This window comes from Serratia sp. NA_13 (genome assembly GCF_052691735.1).
The window spans coordinates 69457-89161 of record NZ_JBQZFV010000011.1; the positions used below are offsets into that span (position 1 = coordinate 69457).

Here is a 19705-nt window from a genome sequence, read left to right on the forward strand (position 1 = left end):
GCCCTTAATCTTCGTCATTATCGAGATGATCGCGGATCATCGCCATAAACGGCGCGCCAAAACGCTCCAGTTTGCGCTGCCCGACACCGTTAACACTTAACAGGTCGCCAGCCTTGATAGGCATCTGCTCCGCCATTTCCAACAGGGTGGCATCGTTAAACACCACATAAGGCGGGATATTTTCTTCGTCGGCAATCGATTTTCGCAACTTGCGCAATTTGGCGAACAGTTTGCGATCGTAATTGCCGCCGTAGGACTTTTGGTTACTGCTGCTGCGGGCCTTCAGGCTCTGGATGCGCGGTACCGCCAGTTGCAGTTCCAGCTCACCCCGCAACACCGGGCGCGCGGCCTCGGTCAGTTGCAGCGCCGAGTGCATGGCAATGTTCTGGGTGATAAAGCCCAGGTGGATCAACTGACGCAGCACGCTGGTCCAGTGTTCGGTGGTCTGCTCGCGACCAATGCCGTACACCGGCAGTTTCTCGTGTCCGTATTCGCGGATACGCTGATTATTGGAACCGCGCAGTACCTCGACAATGTATCCCAACCCGAAACGCTGGCCGACGCGATACACACAGGACAAAGCCTTGCGCGCATCTTCCAGCCCATCGTAACGCTTGGGGGGATCCAGGCAGATATCGCAGTTGCCGCAGTTCTGGTGTTTACCTTCTCCAAAATAGTTGAGCAACACCAACCGGCGGCAAGTTTGCGCTTCGGCGAAAGCCCCCATGGCATTCAACTTGTGACGCTCAATATCCAGTTGCTGCCCGACAGGTTTTTCCTCCAGACAGCGACGCAGCCAGGCCATATCGGCCGGGTCATACAGCAGGATCGCCTCGGCCGGTAAACCATCGCGGCCGGCGCGGCCGGTTTCCTGATAATAAGATTCGATATTGCGTGGAATATCAAAGTGCACCACAAAGCGCACGTTGGGTTTGTTAATGCCCATGCCGAAGGCGACGGTGGCGACTACCACCTGTAAATCGTCGCGCTGGAACGCTTCCTGCACCTGCGCACGGCGATCGTTGTCCAACCCGGCATGATAGGCACCCACACTCAGCCCACGGCTTTGCAGACGTGCAGTGGTATCTTCTACCTTGGCGCGGCTGTTGCAGTAAATGATGCCGCTTTTGCCACGCTGGTCCTGCACAAATCGCCACAATTGGTCGAGCGGCTTGAATTTCTCCACCAGCGTATAGCGGATGTTTGGCCGGTCAAAGCTGCTGACCTGCACCAGCGGCTCCTGCAGTGCCAGCAGACGGACTATGTCACCCCGGGTCGATTCATCTGCGGTTGCGGTCAGCGCGATCACCGGCATATCAGGGAAACGTTGTTTTAACAGCCCCAATGCGCGGTATTCAGGACGGAAATCGTGACCCCATTGAGAAATACAGTGCGCTTCGTCTACCGCCAACAAGGCAGGTGGGTTACCGTCGAGCTGGTCGAGGAAACTGTCCATCATCAGCCGCTCGGGGGCGATATAAAGCATTTTGATCTGGCCGCTGCGGCAACCCGCCATGACCTCAAGCTGTTGTTCGCGCGTCTGGGTCGAGTTATAGCAGGCAGCGGAGACGCCATAGGCCAGCAACTGATCGACCTGATCTTTCATCAATGAGATCAACGGGGAAACCACTAGCGTCAGGCCATCCATCACCAGCGCCGGGATTTGGTAGCACAACGATTTACCGCCGCCGGTCGGCATTACCACCAGGCAATCCTGCCCGCCGATCGCCGTGTTGATAATCGTTTGTTGACCCGGTCGGAATTGCTGGTAGCCGAAGGTATCGCGTAATACCTGCTCTGCCAGCAACTCTTTGTTTATCACTGCTGCGGTTGACACACACTTCCCCACTTTGAACTATATACCCAAAGTAATTGGAGCTGCGGCAAGGCGGCAAGTACGTGAACCCCCGGGAGCTTGGCCAACCAAGTAACCGGGGTGAGTGTACGCAGCCAACACAGCAGCAGCTTCAAGTACGCAGGGTATGATTACATAATATCGTTAAGCATGACACCAACGCCAACCCGTGTCTGCCGGAAGTTGTAATCAATCAAGGATTCGCCGTAACCGCTGAACACCTGGGTATAGAAACGCACGTGTTTGCTGATCGGGTAGCTCCAGCCTAATTCCGCACCGCCGTAGCCGCTGTTCCAGTTGTAGTGACTGTCGACACTGAACACACTTTCACCCCAAGCGTAACCGACTTTCAGACGGTAATAGCCCATGTATTTGGTGATATCCGGGTTATCGTCGCTGCTGTCGCTCTCTGCGAAGCGGAACCAGGGTTTGAGATCCACCTGCCAGTTGCCGTTTTGCGCCATAAAGCGGGCATAACCGCGGTTCCAACTGCGGGAAGTGGGATCCGAGCGCCCGTTGGACTGGTGATTCAAGCCCACTTCAACGTCACGCAGTGTCCAGCCGGCGAAGCTGTAATCAGTCGCCCACCCCAGGAACACCTGCGGTTCGTAGTTGGTCTCACGAAACGGTGATGACTCACTGTGGTTGGAAAGCTGCCACCAGGAGCGCTGAGTATAAGACGCACCCAGCACCGAGTTGTCGCCCAGAATGCCACGCCATAGCGGGAACGCCAGGCTGAGCTGGTATTTCACCTCATCCTTGCGAGCATTATCAGCCCAGTTATAGGACTTGATGGCTTCTTTGTTGATATTGCTGGTATCGGTATACAGCACATAGTTGGTGTCGTACGGATACAGCGTGAATGGGTTGTCGTGATCCTGCAGCATATTGGCAATAATGCTGCCCCGCACCGCCGGCTTATCATGAATTTGCTGCTCTTTGGCTTCTTCTGCCTGTACCAGCGGAGCCGCCGCCAGCGTGGCCAAAACGACCCCGGTCAAAATGCGCATAACCTTCCTCACCCCAACATGAAATGACAAACGCTGAAATAAAAACAGGCCATTTTACACGCAAAGGGAGTTTTACAGCAGTGTGGCGTGTATTTATTGGATTAGTCTGGAAAGCAACAAAATATAGGCATAATATCAACAAACAGTTAACCTGGACTGACCAGTTAGCTTCCCCTACTACACAGAAAAGAATGGGTATTTATGTCTACCACACCACTGACTCTTGAAGCTGCCCGCCAGAAAATTGGCGAAATCTTTGTTTATCACATGCCGTTTAACCGCGAGCTGGGCCTGGAACTACGCCGCTTTGACGACGACTACGTGGAGCTGAGTTTCACCAACCAACCCAAACTGGTGGGCAATGCCGCCCAGAAAATTCTGCACGGCGGGGTGATTGCTTCGGTGCTGGACGTTGCGGCGGGTTTAGCATGTGCCGGTAGCGTACTGATGCGTCTGGATCCGTTGATCGAAGAAGAAGTCGCCACTCGCCTTTCCCGCATGGGAACCATCGATCTGCGCGTTGACTATCTGCGCCCTGGCCGTGGCGAGCATTTCGTCGCTGCCGCCAACGTATTGCGCAGCGGCAACAAAGTCGCGGTCGCCCGCGTCGAACTGCATAACCACGATGGCCTGCATATCGCCAGCGCCACTGCCACCTATCTGGTCGGGTGATTGTGTGCGGTGAGCGTCTTCAGTACACTCACCGCATCTCCGTTTTTCCCATCCGAGTAACGTCATGGACGCAAAGCAAACACGACAGGGCATCTTCTTTGCTCTGGCCGCCTATTTTATTTGGGGTATCGCCCCGGCCTATTTCAAGCTGATCCAGCAGGTGCCTGCTGACGAGATCCTCACCCATCGGGTGATTTGGTCGTTCTTCTTTATGCTGGCACTGATTACTCTCGGACGTAACTGGCCACAGGTGCGGGCTGCCTGCCAAGACCACAAACGGCTATTATTGCTGGCGGTGACCGCGCTGCTGATCGGTGGTAACTGGCTGCTGTTTATCTGGGCGGTGAATAACCATCATATGCTGGAAGCCAGCCTGGGTTATTTCATTAATCCGCTGGTAAATGTGCTGCTGGGGATGTTGTTCCTGGGCGAACGCTTCCGTCGTATGCAATGGCTGGCGGTGATACTGGCATTCGCCGGCGTGTTGATTCAGCTGTGGCAATTCGGTTCGCTGCCGATTATCGGCCTGGGGCTGGCATTTAGCTTTGCGTTCTACGGTCTGCTGCGCAAGAAGATCGCCATCGACGCGCAAACCGGCATGCTGATAGAAACCCTGTGGCTGCTGCCGGTCGCGGCGGCGTATCTTTTCCTGTTCGCCGACAGCCCGACCAGCCACCTCGGCGCCAACCCTTGGTCGCTGAACCTGATGCTGGTGGCAGCCGGCATCGTCACCACCGTACCGCTGCTGTTCTTTACCGCCGCAGCCACCCGCCTGCGCCTGTCGACACTCGGCTTCTTCCAGTACCTCGGCCCCACGCTGATGTTCCTGCTGGCCGTCACCTTCTACGGTGAAACCGTCGGTCAGGACAAGCTGGTGACCTTCGGCTTTATCTGGGCGGCGCTGCTGCTGTTTATTCTCGACGCGCTCTACACCCAGCGCAAACTGCGTTGATTTCAGCGTCAAGTTGAGGCCGGCGTTGCGTGGTTGGAGATAAACCGCGCCATCGCTGGCCCTGTAAGCAGAATGGTGAATAAACGCAGCGTCTGCATTGCCATCACAAAAGACATGTCGACCCTGCTTCCCGCCGCAATAATCGCCACGGTATCCAGCCCACCGGGGCTGGTAGCCAGATAGGCAGTCATCAGATCTACCGGCAGAAAGTGCGTCAGCATCCACGCCAGCAGGCCACAAAACAGCATCAGCGCAGCGATCGACACCACCATCTGCGGCAGGGTCCGCAATGCCAGCAAAAATATCGGCCGGGTAAAACGCAGCCCAACGCTCCAGCCAATCAGCGTGTAGGCTAACGCCAACAACCATTCTGGCACTTGTAACGCCATGGTACCGCTGGAATGCAGTGCCGCACCGATGATCATCGGCAACAACAGTGCACCGGAAGGAATACGCAACCGTGGCCCTAGCCAGGCACCGACAATGGCCACACCCAACGTTGCCGGGAAACGCCAGTCCAGCGACGGAAACCACTCCAGCGCCACACTACCGTGCCCCGCCTCATCACCCAGCCCAATGCGGGCCACCATAGCTGCTGCGGTCGCAACAAACAGCACCCGCAAATACTGCATAAAGGCCACCAGTCGAACATCCGCGCCAAAATCCCCGGCCATTGCCACCATCGCCGACGCTCCGCCAGGCGATGAGCCCCAGGCACCGGTCGGCCCAGGCAGGCTGCTAAAACGCACCAGACACCAGCCGGAAATGCCACTGGCCAGCAGCGTGGCGATCAGCACCAGCAGCACCAACGGCCAGTCGTCGAGTAACGGCGTGAGAATAGCGGGAGAGAGGCTTTGTGCGATCATGCAGCCCAGCACCGCCTGTGCGGCGATAAACAGGTAGCCAGGGATGCGAACCGAGGCCCCCAACAGCCCCATGGCTACGCCGACAATCATCGGCCCCAGCAACAGCGCAGCGGGAATATGGAGGGTTTGCAGGCCAAAACCTAACGCCAGCGAAACCAGCAGCAGGAGCAACCATTGAGACCAGCGGGGCAATTTCTCCATCAAAACTCACGCCTTACGGACTGATGAGACGAGGCGACATTGTACCCCTATTTAGCAAGCTAAGGGATAATGAACCCTGATTCTTTAAACGTAGCGCGCACAGTCAAATTGAGTGCGGACAGCGCGCAGGCCCCGGAGCATACACGCAGTATGTGAGGAGGGCGAGCACTGCCCAAGCTCAAGTTGGCAAAGCGCGTTTCGTTTAAAGCCAGTTTTTGCGTTTGAAGTACAAATAGGGGGCCAGCCCCGCCAGGATCATCAGGCTGATAGCGCCAGGATAACCGAACGACCATTTCAGCTCCGGCATAAACTCAAAGTTCATCCCGTAGCTCGAGGCCACCAGCGTTGGCGGCAGGAACACCACCGAAACCACCGAGAAGATCTTGATGATGCGGTTCTGCTCGATGTTGATAAAGCCCATCGCCGCCTGCATCAGGAAGTTGACCTTCTGGAACAGGGATTCGTTGTGCGGCAACAGGGATTCGATGTCGCGCAGCACTTCACGCGCCTGTTCGAGTTGGCCCGTCGGCAAACGTGCCTTACGCACCAGGAAGTTCAGCGCCCGTTGGGTATCCATCAGGCACAAACGGACTTTCCAGCCGATATCTTCCAGCTCGGCCAGCGTCGACAGCGCCTCGTCGTATTCATCGCCCTGATGGCCTTCCATGATCACCCGGCTGAGCTTTTCCAGATCGCTGTAGACGTTTTCGATCTCGTCCGCCAACTGCTCAATCTTGGTTTCGAACAAATCCAGCAACAGCTCGTAGGCGTTGCCGTCAACCATCTTCAGATTACGGGCGCGCATGCGATACAGACGAAATGCCGGCAGTTCGCGCTCACGCAGGGTATACAGGCGACCATCGCGAATAGTGAAAGCCACGGTGGAGTTGCCGGCATGGTCTTCCGCATCTTCAAAATAGAAGAAGGAGTGAATATGCAGACCGTCTTCATCTTCGAAGAAACGCGCCGAGGCTTCGATGTCATCCAGCTCCGGGCGTGTCGCCAGGCTTTGACCCAGCTCGTTTTGCACGCGCTCACGTTCGCCTTCTTCCGGCTCAACCAGGTCAACCCACAGTGACGTAGTGAGGTCATCGGAGTCATCCAACTCCAGACGGGACAGGCGGCTGTTATCTAATTTAAACGCGCTCAGCATCTGCTAAAACTCCCTTGGGTTGACAGGGGTAAACAACGCGTGGAAGCACAGAAACAGGGGGATGTTGTATCACCAGCTTGTTTCAGACCATGAAGGATCTGACTCATAGCGACACTGAAGAGGTCGCCGACAACCACGAAGGCTATCAGCTCAATGGGATAGCCTTAGAAGTTGCACCTGTTGTTGTCCAGGTCAGTGAGCCAGTATCTACTGGGTGTGTCCAAGGCGTATGTCCTCATTGATAATAGTGCGCGCATGTTACGCCGAGAAGAAAAAGCCTGTCAACCGGTTAGGCGCGATAATTGCGCAACAATTCATCGCTAAAACCGATGGGGGAAAATCAGCAAAATCTGCGATAAAGGGTAACGAAAAAGCTGCGACGATCTCTGACCACGCCCGAGAATGTTGCTAAGATTAGGCCACGATAAGCTTGCGGACTTTACCGATGAAACAAATTACTGCCCACGACCTGACCAGCATGAGTGAACAGGCCGCAACAGTGGCACGCCTGCGCGCGCACCGTACGTTACACGAAGAGTTGAGCGACCCGGTACAGCGCCTGGCGATTGCCATGGAACCCGGCACCTATATCCGCCCCCACCGCCATCCGCAAACCTGGGAGCTGCTGACACCGCTGCGCGGCCGCTTTGTGGTGCTGCAGTTTAACGAGGACGGCGTCGTCACCCAGCGCACCCTGCTCGGTGAAGAAACCAAAGTGCTGGAGATGCCGGCGTTTACCTGGCATGCCGTGCTGTCGGTTGATCCGGGTGGCGTGATTTTCGAAGTGAAACAAGGGCCTTACCAGGCGCTGTCGGAAGAAGACTGCATGCCGTGGGCACCGCAGGAAGGGGCAGAAGGTACCGAAGCAGTGATGCGTTGGTACGCCACCGCGCAAATTGGCGACCACTATAACCCGTCGTCTTTCAAGCCACAGCGTTGTTGACTGCGTTCATTCACCCCAGTCGCTTACCCGAGTAAGCTCCTGGGGATGAACGAACTGGTCGCCTAGCTGCAACTTGAAATCCATAGGGTATAGTTGCAGCGCTGTTATCCGCAAACGTTCGGCTCTGTTTGTTACACCGCCTCCAGGCGGGCGTAAGCGGCCACCAGCCACTTGATGCCTTCGCCCGGGAAAGCAATCTGCAGCCGGCTGTGTTCACCGCTGCCTTCCAGATTGACGATGGTCCCTTCACCAAACTTGGGATGCCGCACGCGCTGGCCCAGCTTGTAACCGGTGTCGTTTTCACTGATCGGCGTGCCCATGCGGCGGTGATTCGCCGGCCGTGAGACACTGGCGCGCAAACGTACTTCTTCCACGCACTCTTCCGGCAGTTCACCGATGAAACGTGAAGGCCGGTGATAAACCTCTTTGCCGTACAGACGACGGGTTTCGGCATAGGTCAGCGTCAGTTTCTGCATGGCGCGCGTCAGCCCGACGTAGGCCAGGCGGCGCTCTTCTTCCAGCCTGCCGCCTTCGTCCAGCGACATCTGGCTCGGGAACATCCCCTCTTCCATGCCGACAATAAACACCTGCGGGAACTCCAGCCCCTTCGCCGAGTGCAGGGTCATTAACTGCACCGCGTCCTGATAAGCATCAGCCTGCCCCTCGCCCGCTTCCAGCGCGGCATGTGACAAAAACGCCTGCAGCGGCATCAGATCCTGATCTTCATCCTGATAGCTGTACTGACGCGTTGCCGTCACCAGTTCTTCAAGGTTTTCGATACGCGCCTGACCTTTTTCGCCCTTCTCCTGCTCATACATGATGAACAGCCCCGAGTCGCGGATCACCCGATCGGTCTGGACGTGCAGCGGCATATCGGCGGTTTCGTGCGCCAGTGAGTCCACCAGTTCGGTAAAGCGTTGCAGCGCAGATGCCGCACGCCCGGCCAGCACCTTGTCCTGCAACAGTGCGCGAGTGGCCTGCCACAGGGTCAATTGACGATCGCGCGCCGTACGACGCACCTCGTCCAGCGTCCGGTCGCCAATGCCGCGCGTCGGCGTATTCACCACGCGTTCGAACGCTGCGTCATCGTTGCGGTTGGCGATCAGCCGCAGGTAGGCCAGAGCATCCTTGATCTCCTGACGCTCGAAGAAACGTTGCCCGCCGTAAATACGGTATGGCATCGCCGTTTGCAGCAGCGCCTCTTCCAGCACCCGTGACTGGGCGTTGCTGCGATAGAGGATGGCACAGTCATTCAGCGCACCGCCGTTTTCCTGCCAGGCTTTGATGCGGCCGACCACGAAGCGCGATTCATCCAGTTCGTTGAAGGCACAGTAGACTGATATCGGCTCGCCTTCGCCGCCTTCAGTCCACAGGTTTTTACCCATGCGCCCGCCGTTGTTGGCGATCAGGGTATTGGCCGATTTCAGGATATTGCTGGTCGAACGGTAGTTCTGTTCCAGAAGTACGCTTTGCGCACCGGGGAAATCCTTCAGGAAGCGTTGGATATTCTCCACCTGAGCGCCACGCCAGCCGTAGATCGACTGGTCATCGTCACCGACGATCATCACATTGCTGTTATTGCCGGCCAGCAGGCGGATCCAGGCGTACTGAATGCTGTTGGTGTCCTGAAACTCGTCCACCAGCACGTTGGTGAAACGTTCACGGTAATGATTGAGGATATGCGGCTTGTTAAGCCACAGTTCGTGCGCACGCAGCAACAGTTCGGCAAAGTCCACCAGCCCGGCACGATCACAGGCTTCCTGATAGGCCTGGTAGATACGCAGCCAGGTCGCCTCCACCGGATTGTTATAGGTTTCAACGTGCTGCGGACGTAGGCCTTCATCTTTTTTGCCGTTGATGTACCACATTGCCTGTCGCGGCGGCCATTGCTTTTCGTCGATATTCAACGCTTTGACGATACGCTTGAGCAGGCGGAACTGGTCGTCGCTGTCGAGAATTTGGAAATCTTGCGGCAAGTTGGCATCCAAATGATGAGCGCGCAGTAGCCGATGAGCCAGGCCGTGGAAGGTACCAATCCACATGCCGCCCTGGCTGGTGCCAATCAAGTGTTCGATACGGTGGCGCATTTCCGCCGCCGCCTTGTTGGTAAAGGTCACCGCCATAATGGAATACGGCGAGCAGTTCTCTACCGCCAGCAGCCAGGCGATGCGATGCACCAGCACCCGGGTTTTACCGCTGCCCGCGCCGGCCAGTACCAACAGGTTGCCACGTGGCGCCGCCACGGCTTCGCGTTGTTTTTCATTCAGGCTGTCGAGCAGATCGGAAACGTCCATAGGCACCATTAATTGGTAAGGGAAAGCGCGTCAAAAATGCGATTCCACTGTGAATTTATACAGAGTCAATTTGGGATTATACCCGAAATAATTGAAGTTGCAGCAAGGCGGCAAGTGTGTGAGTCCCCAGGAGCTTACTCAAGTAAGTGACTGGGGTGAGTACACGTAGCCAACACAGCTGCGGCTTCAAGTATGAAGGGGTTATAACAATGCTGTCAGCGATGCCAACTGAGTGAGCTCAATATGTGGCAACAGACGGCTGTCGGCGGCCTGCATCAGGCTGCGCTGGCGGTCGTTGATCCAACAGGCCTGCAGGCCGGAACGCAATGCCCCGGCGACGTCGGTGGTCAAATCATCACCCACGTGAAGGATCCGTTCAGGGGCTACCCCCAACCGCTCGGCGGCCAGTTGATACATGTCCTGATAGGGCTTGGCGCGGCCATCTGGCCCGGAGCGCAGCACAAACTGGAAGTAACCATCCAGCCCGCACAGTGCTGGATCGGCATTGCCGTTGGTGATCGCCACCAGCGGGAAACGTTCACCCAGTGCTTTCAGGGTGGTATGGGTCGCGTCCGGCACCTCGATGCGACTGCGCCACAGCGCGAAGTTCTGCATCGCCGCATCGGCACCGTCGGCGGCTTCGGCATCACGCAGCCCCTGACGGCTCAGCGCCAAATGGATAGCACGCCAGCGCCACTGGGTGACATCATGATAAATTTCCGGATCCTGCTCACGCAGTTCCTGGCGCAGGCGATGAAAATCTGCCGACTGGAAGTGGTTCAGCCCAGGATGGTAGTTCTGCAAAAAGGCCACCGACTGCAGCTCGGTCTGCTTGATCACCGGCCGATTGTCATACAACGTGTCGTCCAGATCAAAAGTCAGCGCTGCCAGCGGTCGTAACGGACGATAAAAATGCATCAGGATTTCCCCCGTTTGGCGCGTGGATGCGCAGCATCGTACACGTTCGCCAGATGTTGAAAGTCGAGGTGGGTGTAGATTTGGGTGGTGGTCAGATTGGCGTGACCGAGCAGCTCCTGCACCGCACGCAGATCGCCGCTCGATTCCAGCATATGGGTGGCAAATGAGTGGCGTAGCTTGTGCGGATGGATATGGCTGTTAACGCCCTGTTTGACGCCCCACTCGGCAAAACGCTTTTGCACGTTGCGGGTCGAGATGCGCTTGCCCTGATTAGACAGGAACATGGCATCGTCTGATGGCCCGAACAAATCGCGCATCGCCAGCCAATGTTCAAGCCAGGTCACTGCAGTGCGGCCCACCGGCAGCTTGCGTTCCTTGCTGCCCTTCCCCAACACCCAGATTTCACCGGCGGCCAGATCGACATGGCGGCAATCGAGCCCCACCAATTCCGAAAGACGCAGCCCGGCACCGTACATGACTTCAAGCATGGCGCGATCGCGCACCGCCAACGGATCGTTAAGATCGATATTCAGCAGCTGATTCATTTCATCGACGTCGATGTTCTTCGGCAGATGACGGCCGCTACTTGGCGTTCGGATCCCTTTGGCGGGGTTGGCAATCAGCATACCCTGGCTGACCTGCCAGTCGAGAAAACTGCGTAATGCCGACAGGCGCAGTGCGAGGCTGGAAGACTGTAATCCGGCACGTTTGCTGCGTGCCGCAAGCTGACGGACTTTGGCAGCGTCCAGCAGCGGCCACTCCGTAACGCCAATGTCCTGCGCCAGCGCCAGCAGCGCCTGCAGTTGACGCGAATAACTCAGCTGGGTGAGCGGGCTGAGCTGGCGCTCGACCTTCAGATAGCGCAAAAAAGCGTCCACCGGCTGTTGCAGGCTGGCCGCCAGCGGAGTCATGCGCGTTCGACCCAGCGTTCCAGCAGTTCCGGTAGCATACGCGCCAGTTGATTGAGCATCACCGTACCCATACCCTGCTGGTAGTGTTGTGTATCGCGGCTGCTGAAAATCACCATGCCCAGTTCGCCGTCTTCACCCAGCATCGACAGCGCTACCGAACCGACCAACTTGGCCTGGGGCAGCAGCAACAGCAGCTCAGGGCCATTCAGGCTGCCGAGGAAATGCTGTTGGTCACCCAGGCGCTGAATGCGCAGCGGTTCGAACGACGAACGCGTCAGGGCAAGGTGAGTGAAATCGGAAGGCGCACCGATTTTCCAGCTTTCAGAAAACAGGCGAATATTGGCACCGGCCAAACCGAAACCCCGCGCCCAACGCTGCAGGCGATTAAGCATATCCTGCAGGCTGTCGGCGGTGGCCAGATTAGCCTGCAAATTCAGCAAGCTGGCAAACAGCGTTTCGTTGGCGCTGGCCTGCTCCATCAGCAGGGTGATTTCTTCTTCCAGCCGGTTGATATGGTTACGCTGGCGGGCCAGATGCCACTCGACCAGCGACACGGTACCGCGAACGGGATGGGGAACGCGCATCTGTTCCACCAACCGCGCATTGCGGATAAAGAAATCCGGGTTTTGCAGCAGAAACTGCATCACGGTGTCGTCGTCAAGCTCGATGCCTGCGACAGCCTGGTCCTCAACACTCTTCATAGATGAATAAATCCGTCATATACATGGGTTGCCGGACCGGTCATAAACAGCGGACTGCCCGGTCCTTTCCAGCGAATATGCAGGCTGCCGCCCGGCAGTTCTACATGCACCTCTTCTGACAGCAATTCCTGTTGGATCCCCACTGCCACTGCCGCGCAGGCACCGCTTCCACAGGCCTGGGTTTCGCCGGCACCGCGCTCATACACGCGCAATTTGATGTGCTCACGGCTGACAATTTGCATAAAACCAATATTGGCTCGCTCAGGGAAGCGCTCATGCCCTTCCAACACCGGCCCGAGCAATTCCACCTTGGCGGTTTTTACATCATCCACCTGTAAAACACAATGCGGGTTGCCCATCGACACCACGCCGCACAGCACCGTATGTTCCGCCGCGCGCATAATGTAAGTCTTTTCTTCTTTGGTCGCGCGAAAGGGCACCGCCTGCGGATCGAAGTTCGGCTCACCCATGTTCACACATACCAAATCGTCATCGGTGACACTCAGCACCATACGCCCGGTCTGGGTGCTCACGCGAATATCGCGCTTGTTGGTCAGCCCTTTCAGCCGCACAAAGCGGGCAAAACAGCGAGCGCCGTTGCCGCACTGCGCCACTTCACTGCCGTCGGCGTTAAAAATGCGGTAGTGGAAATCCAGTTCCGGATCGTAAGGCGGTTCTACCACCAGCAGCTGGTCAAAGCCAACGCCCAGATGCCGATCGGCCAAACGGCGGATCAGCTCGGGTGAAAAATAGACATTCTGTGTAACGGCATCGACCACCATAAAGTCGTTGCCCAGACCGTGCATTTTGGAGAACTGCATATCATACTCCGCTATCCGTCTTGGTTTGCGGTGGCCTGTGCCGCCGCAAATAGGGTGTTACTGAGCGCTCATCGACGGTTTTTGCTGAGAGCTGGAAAGTTCCTGCTGATTTTTCTGTACCTGTTCGCCGGTCTGAACCTGAGTAGCCGGTTTCTTAGTGCTGGCCGGATCGGCCGGCGGGAAGTACAGCGGGCCTTTCAGACCACAGCCGGAGAGCCCGGCAAGCAGAACTGCCATCAGCGCATAGCGTAGTTGTTTTTTCATTTGCATTAATGCCTGTAATTCATGCGTCCAAGGTCTCTATAATCGCAGGTGGATCATGAAAAGCAATAGGAATTGAATATGAACGACAGTGAGTTTCACCAGTTGGCTGACCAACTGATGCTTAATATTGAAGAGACACTGGACGATTTTGACGGCGATGCGGATATCGATTACGAAACCAACGGCGGCGTAATGACGTTAAGCTTCGAAAATGGCACAAAAATTGTCATCAATCGCCAGGAGCCACTGCATCAGGTTTGGCTGGCAACCAAGACCGGCGGCTATCACTTTAATTACCGTGATGGCGTGTGGCTTTGCGATCGCAGCGATCGTGCGTTTTATCCGTTGCTAAGCGAAGCCGCCAGCGCACAGGCCGGCGAAGAAGTGAAATTTGCCTGAAAATAGCCGCACTCACAGGGGCTCAGTTAACTGAGCCCCTGTGATGTCAGTGCAGCTGGAACTGCTGTTTCAGCGGCTGAGCCGCGCCGGCGGCCAGCGGAACACACAGGCTCGACAACACGTTACTGCGGAATGGAATCACCTGAGTGCGTCCATCAAGCTGCACTATCTGGTAGAACTGCGGCAAATTGAAGTTGATAAAACTGGAACCGTAAGTGAAACGATCGTGCGAGGAAGAGTAGAAACGGCTGACATCGCGCACCAGTTCCTCTTTACTGCCTTCACAATGGTGATAAACCTCAACCCGGTTCGACTCATCCAGAATATAGATGTTAAAGCCTTTGTCGTCCGAAGTGTCTTCAAAGAAGAATTGAATGATCCCCTCACTGGCGAAGCCATCCACTACCGGCGGCAAATGCACCTGATCGGTTTCCACTTTGATCGACAGGCCATGCAATTTGTTGTTGGAAATCGCCCCGTAAAATTCCACCGCGTTTTCCAGCTTTTGCACCGACACACTCAGCCGCTCAAAGAACAGGCCCCAGGTCTGACCGGCAACCCGCACCGCTTTAAAGCGGCCCGGTTCCAGTCGGGTGCTGGACAAGCGCAGTTCAATGCACTCTGACACCAGCTGCTGAATACGGGTACGGATTAAACCGCGCAGATGCTGGCTGTAGCAGAACACCTCTACCGATTCCGGTGGGGCGGCGTCCTGATGCATTTTGCCGAGAATGGTTTTCAAGGCTTCCAACACCGATTGCTCACCGCTGAAATGCAGAGTACGCACTTCGTTCCAGGAGTTGCGGTACAGCAGATCGATACTGCCCACCAGGCACTGTTGTTGCTGGCCAAAGCTGAACACATCGAGCTTGCGGAAATCGAAATGCACCACCTGATTGCGGAAGGCGGCAGTCGGATCGTTTTCCAGATTGACGATAATCGCCAGATGGCGAATTTCACACGGGCTGTACAAGGCTTTGGGCGTGGGTGCCGCCAGCCGCAGCGGGAAGTGGTGCGACACGTCGGCCACCAGTTCCTGCAGTTTAGCGGTATCGCACAGATTGCCGCTCTTGATATGCAAACGGGTCTTCGGCGTCAGCAGGCCATTGAAATAAGCCCAGGCCACCAGTTTGTTCAGGTAGCGGTTATATTCCAGCGGTTGATGGCTGACGATCGAGTCCATGGCCGGCGCCTGGTTGTACAGGTACCAGCCGGTACGGTTGGCGCGGCCAACCGGCACGTGAATAAAGGTCAAGTCGTCTTCTGACAGGTCCGGCGAAATCTGCGGGTTCACCAACGTCACCTTGCCGGGCAGCGCTTCAAACGCGGCGTACAGCTTGCGGGTCAGCACGCCGATATCCTGCGGGCTGGCGCTGACGCTGAGGTTGTTGCGACGGGCGAAGCGGATCAGGTTGCGGTAGCTTTGCATCATCGCATCCAGCAGTTCGTTGTGCGCTTCCCGCACCCGTCCGATTTTCCAGTTGGCGCGATTATCCAGGATAGCCAGACGCTCTTCGTCCCAGCCCCATTCACTGACCAACTGGCTGAGGATCTCACGACGCCAGCCGACGCATGCGTTGGCACGCGACAGTTTTTCACAGACTTTCAGGTAGAAACAGCGGCGGACCAGATCAAGGCGGGTGGTATCATTGATGGCGTTCAGATAATGCGTGACGCGTTCGAGCATCATACAGTAGGCGTCAAGACCAAAGCAGACGATCTCACCCTGATGCAGGCGCTGTTTGATGTCCATCGCCAACAGTTGAGTATTCGGGTATTCCCAGGAATAAGCTTCCAGTAACAGGGTCTTCAGCACCGCCTTGTAAGGCGAGTCGATACTTTTGTACAATTGCCACAGGCTGGCACCGAAGTATTCTTCCGCCGACAGCGTACCCAAACCACCGAGATCCAGCCATTCATTTGGCGTTAACGCGCCTTGCGAGTACAACGACAACACATACTCATCGTAGTGCGCTTCTTCTTCGCCCGGCACCATGTTCCACAAAATACGTTTGCCTGCCAAGCGCACCGCGGTACGGTAAAATTCGTCCAGCAGCAGGATATGTTGGGTAGAACCGCAGTCTTCACCGCCCAGGCTACCGCTTTCGTTATGGCGGAAGCGGTTTTCATCGATCAGGAAGAAGCTGACCTCGACCCCCATCGACGCCGCCCATTTTTCCAACAGGCTGCATTTCTGCTGCAGGCGGTTACGCTCTTCGTTATCCAGCCAAGACTGGTGGCACACCCAGATGTCGAGATCCGAGCTACAACTCTGGCCGATCGACGAGGTGCTGCCCATCGAGTAAACCCCGGTAATCGGCAGTTCACCGCTGGCCGGTTTGTCAAACGGGCTGCCCCATTTGTCTTCTAAATCGTTGAGGTAATCTTGCTGGGTTTCATCAGGCGTGTAGATACAAACGCCATGGGGAACGTTACCGTTCAGATAACCTGGCATCAGTGGGTGGTGGTGGTGCAATAAGGTAGGCAGCAGACTGTATACCCGTTGGAACGCGGGCTTCATGGCCGCTAGGGCGCGATCGATTCGTAATTGATTGATCGCATCCAGTCTCTGCTTCAGTGTCTCGATGTAGAGGTACAAGACGTCTCGCCTGATTATCCCGGTATTTAGAAAAAAACCCGTATTCCTTAAGCGCCGTTAGTGTTGGAAGAATATTTGGCAACTTATTGCTGGAAACGTGATCAATCTAACACCTTGCTGATTGACCGTAAAGGAAGTAACGCTTCACTATTATTGTAGCGCCATTCCAAACGATTTACCCGCAGTGTTAACTGCCCCAAAACACATCACACGTCCCGTTGATTCCGTTGTCCTTTCTTCGCCTGCGGCTTCTTGCACTGACAGTTTTCACACGCAGTGGTAGGATGAACGGCGAATTATAAAAACGGTACCAAGCATGTTAGACAAAATTATTCGAATTGCCACCCGACAAAGCCCACTCGCTCTCTGGCAGGCACATTATGTGCAGCAGCGCCTGATGGCCAGCCACCCCGGCCTGCAGGTCGAACTGGTGCCAATGGTGACGCGAGGCGACATTATTCTGGATACGCCACTGGCGAAAGTCGGTGGTAAAGGGCTGTTTGTTAAGGAACTTGAGCTGGCGTTACTCGATGGCCGCGCCGATATCGCCGTCCATTCGATGAAAGACGTCCCGGTAGATTTCCCCGCCGGCCTGGGTTTGGTGACCATTTGCGAGCGCGACGATCCACGCGACGCATTTGTATCCAATCGTTTCGCCTCGCTGGATCAACTGCCACAGGGCAGCGTGGTCGGCACCTCCAGCCTGCGCCGCCAGTGCCAGTTACGTGAGCGTCGTCCGGACCTGATCGTGCGCGATCTGCGCGGCAACGTTGGCACCCGCTTGTCAAAGCTGGACAACGGGGATTACGACGCCATTATTCTGGCAGTCGCCGGGCTCAAGCGCCTGGGACTGGAACAACGCATCCGCAGCCCGCTGAGCCCGGAAGAGTGCTTGCCGGCGGTCGGTCAGGGTGCAGTGGGCATTGAGTGCCGTCTCGACGATGAAACCACCCGTGCGCTACTGGCCCCACTCAATCACGTCGTCACCGAAACTCGCGTTCGTGCCGAACGTGCGATGAATACCCGGTTGGAAGGCGGTTGCCAGGTGCCGATCGGCAGCTATGCCGAACTCGATGGCGACAGCCTGTGGCTGCGTGCGCTGGTAGGCTCCCCGGACGGTAGTCAGATGGTGCGCGGTGAACGTCGCGGCCCGGCAGCGCTGGCAGAACAAATGGGCATTGAGCTGGCTGAAGAGTTGCTGGCACGCGGCGCTCGCGAAATTCTACAGGATGTTTATCAGGGGAATCCTCCAGCATGACGATTCTGGTAACCCGCCCTTCTCCTTCGGGAGAGCAATTGGTTAGCCGACTGCGTGCGCTCGGCCGGGTTGCCTATCATGCCCCGCTGATCGACTTCGCCCCTGGCGGCGATCTGCCCAAACTGCCGCAGGCGTTGCAGCAACTCAATGATGGCGATTTGGTGTTTATCCTGTCGCAACATTCGGTCAGCTACGCCAACTCGGTGATGGGTCGCGTTGGGCTGCCCTGGCCTGCCCGGTTGACCTATTATGCTATCGGCCGTAACACCGCACTGGCGATGCACCGCATCAGCAGCCTGCCGGTGGAATATCCGCGCGAGCAGGAAATCAGCGAAACGCTGCTTCTGTTGCCGGCTTTGCAGAAGCTGGACGGTAAACAGGCATTGATCCTGCGCGGCAATGGCGGGCGTGAGCTGCTCGGCAACAGCCTGAATGAGCGCGGCGCCGCCGTCAGCTATTATGAATGTTATCAACGCAGCCCGGTGCACTATGATGGCAGCGAGCAAAGTGCCCACTGGCAACGTGCCGGTGTTGATACGCTGGTAGTCACCAGCGGTGAAATGTTACAACAGCTCTATACTTTAGTTCCTGATTACTACCGTTCATCGTGGCTGTTACGTTGCCGCCTGGTAGTGGTGAGTGAACGCCTGGCTACCCTCGCCCAGGAATTGGGCTGGAGCACAATTCGGGTAGCTGATAACGCCGATAATGACGCGCTGATCCGCGCGCTACAATAAACCTGACTATGGGATGTGCCACTATGACGGAACAAAATACCCCCTCCGCCCCGGTTGAAGAGCCAACCCCAGTGGCTGATAGCCCCAAGCCACCAGACGCTAGCCCGCGTAAAGGTAAAAATACCGGCCCGGTATTGGGCGCAATCGCCATCGTGCTGGTTATTGCCCTTGGCGCGGCTGGCTATTACCACACACATCGACAGGCACAGCAGCTGATCGCCGCCAATCAAAACTTGCAGCAGCAGCTCGAAGCGCTGAAACAGAGCCAACAGCAGGAAAAAAATGCGCTGGAAGGCCTGTTACAGCAACAGGGAAAAACGCTGGATGCCGCCGACCGCGAGCAAGCGACCCTGACGCGACAACTGAGTGAACTGCAAGAAAAAGTCGCCATCATCTCCGGCAGCGACGCCAAGACCTGGTTACTGGCGCAGGCCGACTTCCTGGTGAAAATGGCAGGGCGTAAACTGTGGAGCGATCAGGACGTGACTACCGCCGCCGCCCTGCTGAAAAGTGCCGATGCCAGCCTGGCAGACATGAACGATCCGAGCCTGCTTGAGGTTCGCCGGGCGATCACCGAAGACGTCAGCACGCTGTCCACCCTGACCCAGGTGGATTTCGACGGTATCATTCTCAAGACCAATCAGTTATCCAATCAGGTTGATAACCTGCGCCTGGCGGATAACGACAGTGACGAAGCGCCGATGGATCAGGACAGCAATGAGCTATCGAGTTCAATCAGCGAATGGCGGCAAAACCTGACCAAAAGCTGGCACAACTTTATGGCCGACTTTATTACCGTTCGCCGCCGTGATAGCAGTGCCGAACCGTTGCTGGCTCCGAACCAGGACATTTACCTGCGCGAGAATATCCGTTCGCGCCTGCTGGTCGCCGCTCAGGCGATCCCACGCCACCAGAACGAAGTGTATAAACAGTCGTTGGAAACCATCTCTACTTGGCTCCGCGCCTACTTTGATACCACCGACCCGGCCACGAAAGCTTTCCTGGAAGAGTTGGATGCCCTGAGCCAGCAGTCAATCACCATGGACGTGCCGGATCAGTTGAAAAGCCAGCCACTGCTGGAAAAACTGATGCAGAGCCGGGTGCGTAATCTGATGACCCAGTCCCCTGCCGCTCATCAGGAGGGATAAGCC

General features: G+C 56.5%; 18 protein-coding genes. 7 read left to right on the forward strand and 11 right to left on the reverse strand.

All coding sequences use genetic code 11. The annotated features are described in order from the left end of the window. Nucleotides 1-4 precede the first annotated feature (4 nt). Both recQ and pldA read right to left on the reverse strand, forming a co-directional pair. Nucleotides 5-1837 carry an ATP-dependent DNA helicase RecQ gene (recQ, locus tag ACUTSU_RS15725; RefSeq protein WP_445654376.1) on the reverse strand — a complete coding sequence of 611 codons (1833 nt, stop codon included), beginning with the start codon at nt 1835-1837 and terminating at the stop codon, nt 5-7. Nucleotides 1838-1986: 149 nt separating this feature from the next. After that, nucleotides 1987-2865, reverse strand: coding sequence for a phospholipase A (gene pldA / locus ACUTSU_RS15730; RefSeq protein ID WP_445652200.1), 879 nt, complete (start codon nt 2863-2865; stop codon nt 1987-1989). Nucleotides 2866-3066: 201 nt separating this feature from the next. Between pldA and ACUTSU_RS15735 the strand changes: the two genes are divergently transcribed. Both ACUTSU_RS15735 and rarD read left to right on the forward strand, forming a co-directional pair. After that, on the forward strand, nt 3067-3537 hold the full coding sequence (locus tag ACUTSU_RS15735) for a thioesterase family protein (protein WP_445652201.1): 471 nt from the start codon (nt 3067-3069) through the stop codon (nt 3535-3537). A 64-nt stretch (nt 3538-3601) separates the two neighbouring features. Further along, nucleotides 3602-4489: an EamA family transporter RarD gene (rarD, locus tag ACUTSU_RS15740; protein ID WP_445652202.1), complete on the forward strand. Its 888-nt coding sequence runs from the start codon at nt 3602-3604 to the stop codon at nt 4487-4489. Nucleotides 4490-4497: 8 nt separating this feature from the next. Here rarD and ACUTSU_RS15745 read toward each other — a convergent pair whose 3' ends face one another. Both ACUTSU_RS15745 and corA read right to left on the reverse strand, forming a co-directional pair. After that, nucleotides 4498-5556, reverse strand: a complete 1059-nt coding sequence (locus tag ACUTSU_RS15745; RefSeq protein WP_445654377.1) for an AbrB family transcriptional regulator — start codon at nt 5554-5556, stop codon at nt 4498-4500. 202 nt (nt 5557-5758) lie between these two features. Further along, nucleotides 5759-6709, reverse strand: a complete 951-nt coding sequence (gene corA, locus ACUTSU_RS15750; protein WP_445652204.1) for a magnesium/cobalt transporter CorA — start codon at nt 6707-6709, stop codon at nt 5759-5761. Between the two features lie 445 nt (nt 6710-7154). On the opposite strand from corA, the gene ACUTSU_RS15755 reads away from it, so the two are divergent. Next, the gene (locus ACUTSU_RS15755) at nt 7155-7652 is read left to right on the forward strand and encodes a WbuC family cupin fold metalloprotein (protein WP_445652205.1); all 498 of its coding nucleotides are present in this window, start codon (nt 7155-7157) and stop codon (nt 7650-7652) included. Nucleotides 7653-7783: 131 nt separating this feature from the next. Here ACUTSU_RS15755 and uvrD read toward each other — a convergent pair whose 3' ends face one another. From uvrD to lptM, 6 genes are all read right to left on the reverse strand, one after another. After that, nucleotides 7784-9946: a DNA helicase II gene (uvrD, locus tag ACUTSU_RS15760; RefSeq protein WP_218218128.1), complete on the reverse strand. Its 2163-nt coding sequence runs from the start codon at nt 9944-9946 to the stop codon at nt 7784-7786. A 201-nt stretch (nt 9947-10147) separates the two neighbouring features. Next, nucleotides 10148-10864: a 5-amino-6-(5-phospho-D-ribitylamino)uracil phosphatase YigB gene (gene yigB / locus ACUTSU_RS15765; protein ID WP_445652206.1), complete on the reverse strand. Its 717-nt coding sequence runs from the start codon at nt 10862-10864 to the stop codon at nt 10148-10150. Beyond that, nucleotides 10864-11775: a tyrosine recombinase XerC gene (xerC, locus tag ACUTSU_RS15770; RefSeq protein WP_445652207.1), complete on the reverse strand. Its 912-nt coding sequence runs from the start codon at nt 11773-11775 to the stop codon at nt 10864-10866. Before xerC ends, yigB begins: the two co-directional genes overlap by 1 nt. Continuing rightward, the gene (locus tag ACUTSU_RS15775) at nt 11772-12476 is read right to left on the reverse strand and encodes a DUF484 domain-containing protein (protein ID WP_445652208.1); all 705 of its coding nucleotides are present in this window, start codon (nt 12474-12476) and stop codon (nt 11772-11774) included. Before ACUTSU_RS15775 ends, xerC begins: the two co-directional genes overlap by 4 nt. Further along, on the reverse strand, nt 12473-13297 hold the full coding sequence (dapF, locus tag ACUTSU_RS15780) for a diaminopimelate epimerase (RefSeq protein ID WP_020824769.1): 825 nt from the start codon (nt 13295-13297) through the stop codon (nt 12473-12475). Before dapF ends, ACUTSU_RS15775 begins: the two co-directional genes overlap by 4 nt. 57 nt (nt 13298-13354) lie before the next feature. Beyond that, entirely contained in the window at nt 13355-13561 is a 207-nt protein-coding gene (lptM, locus tag ACUTSU_RS15785) for an LPS translocon maturation chaperone LptM (protein WP_017891271.1), read from the reverse strand. Between the two features lie 78 nt (nt 13562-13639). On the opposite strand from lptM, the gene cyaY reads away from it, so the two are divergent. Continuing rightward, nucleotides 13640-13960, forward strand: coding sequence for an iron donor protein CyaY (gene cyaY, locus ACUTSU_RS15790; protein WP_012004651.1), 321 nt, complete (start codon nt 13640-13642; stop codon nt 13958-13960). 46 nt (nt 13961-14006) lie between these two features. Here cyaY and ACUTSU_RS15795 read toward each other — a convergent pair whose 3' ends face one another. Next, on the reverse strand, nt 14007-16559 hold the full coding sequence (locus ACUTSU_RS15795) for a class I adenylate cyclase (RefSeq protein WP_445652209.1): 2553 nt from the start codon (nt 16557-16559) through the stop codon (nt 14007-14009). A gap of 316 nt (nt 16560-16875) precedes the next feature. Between ACUTSU_RS15795 and hemC the strand changes: the two genes are divergently transcribed. From hemC to hemX, 3 genes are read left to right on the forward strand one after another with little or no spacing between them, the layout of a single operon-like run. Next, nucleotides 16876-17817 carry a hydroxymethylbilane synthase gene (hemC, locus tag ACUTSU_RS15800; RefSeq protein ID WP_445652210.1) on the forward strand — a complete coding sequence of 314 codons (942 nt, stop codon included), beginning with the start codon at nt 16876-16878 and terminating at the stop codon, nt 17815-17817. Continuing rightward, the gene (hemD, locus tag ACUTSU_RS15805) at nt 17814-18554 is read left to right on the forward strand and encodes a uroporphyrinogen-III synthase (RefSeq protein WP_445652211.1); all 741 of its coding nucleotides are present in this window, start codon (nt 17814-17816) and stop codon (nt 18552-18554) included. Before hemC ends, hemD begins: the two co-directional genes overlap by 4 nt. Before the next feature lie 23 nt (nt 18555-18577). Continuing rightward, nucleotides 18578-19702, forward strand: coding sequence for a uroporphyrinogen-III C-methyltransferase (gene hemX, locus ACUTSU_RS15810; RefSeq protein WP_445654378.1), 1125 nt, complete (start codon nt 18578-18580; stop codon nt 19700-19702). Nucleotides 19703-19705 lie beyond the last annotated feature (3 nt).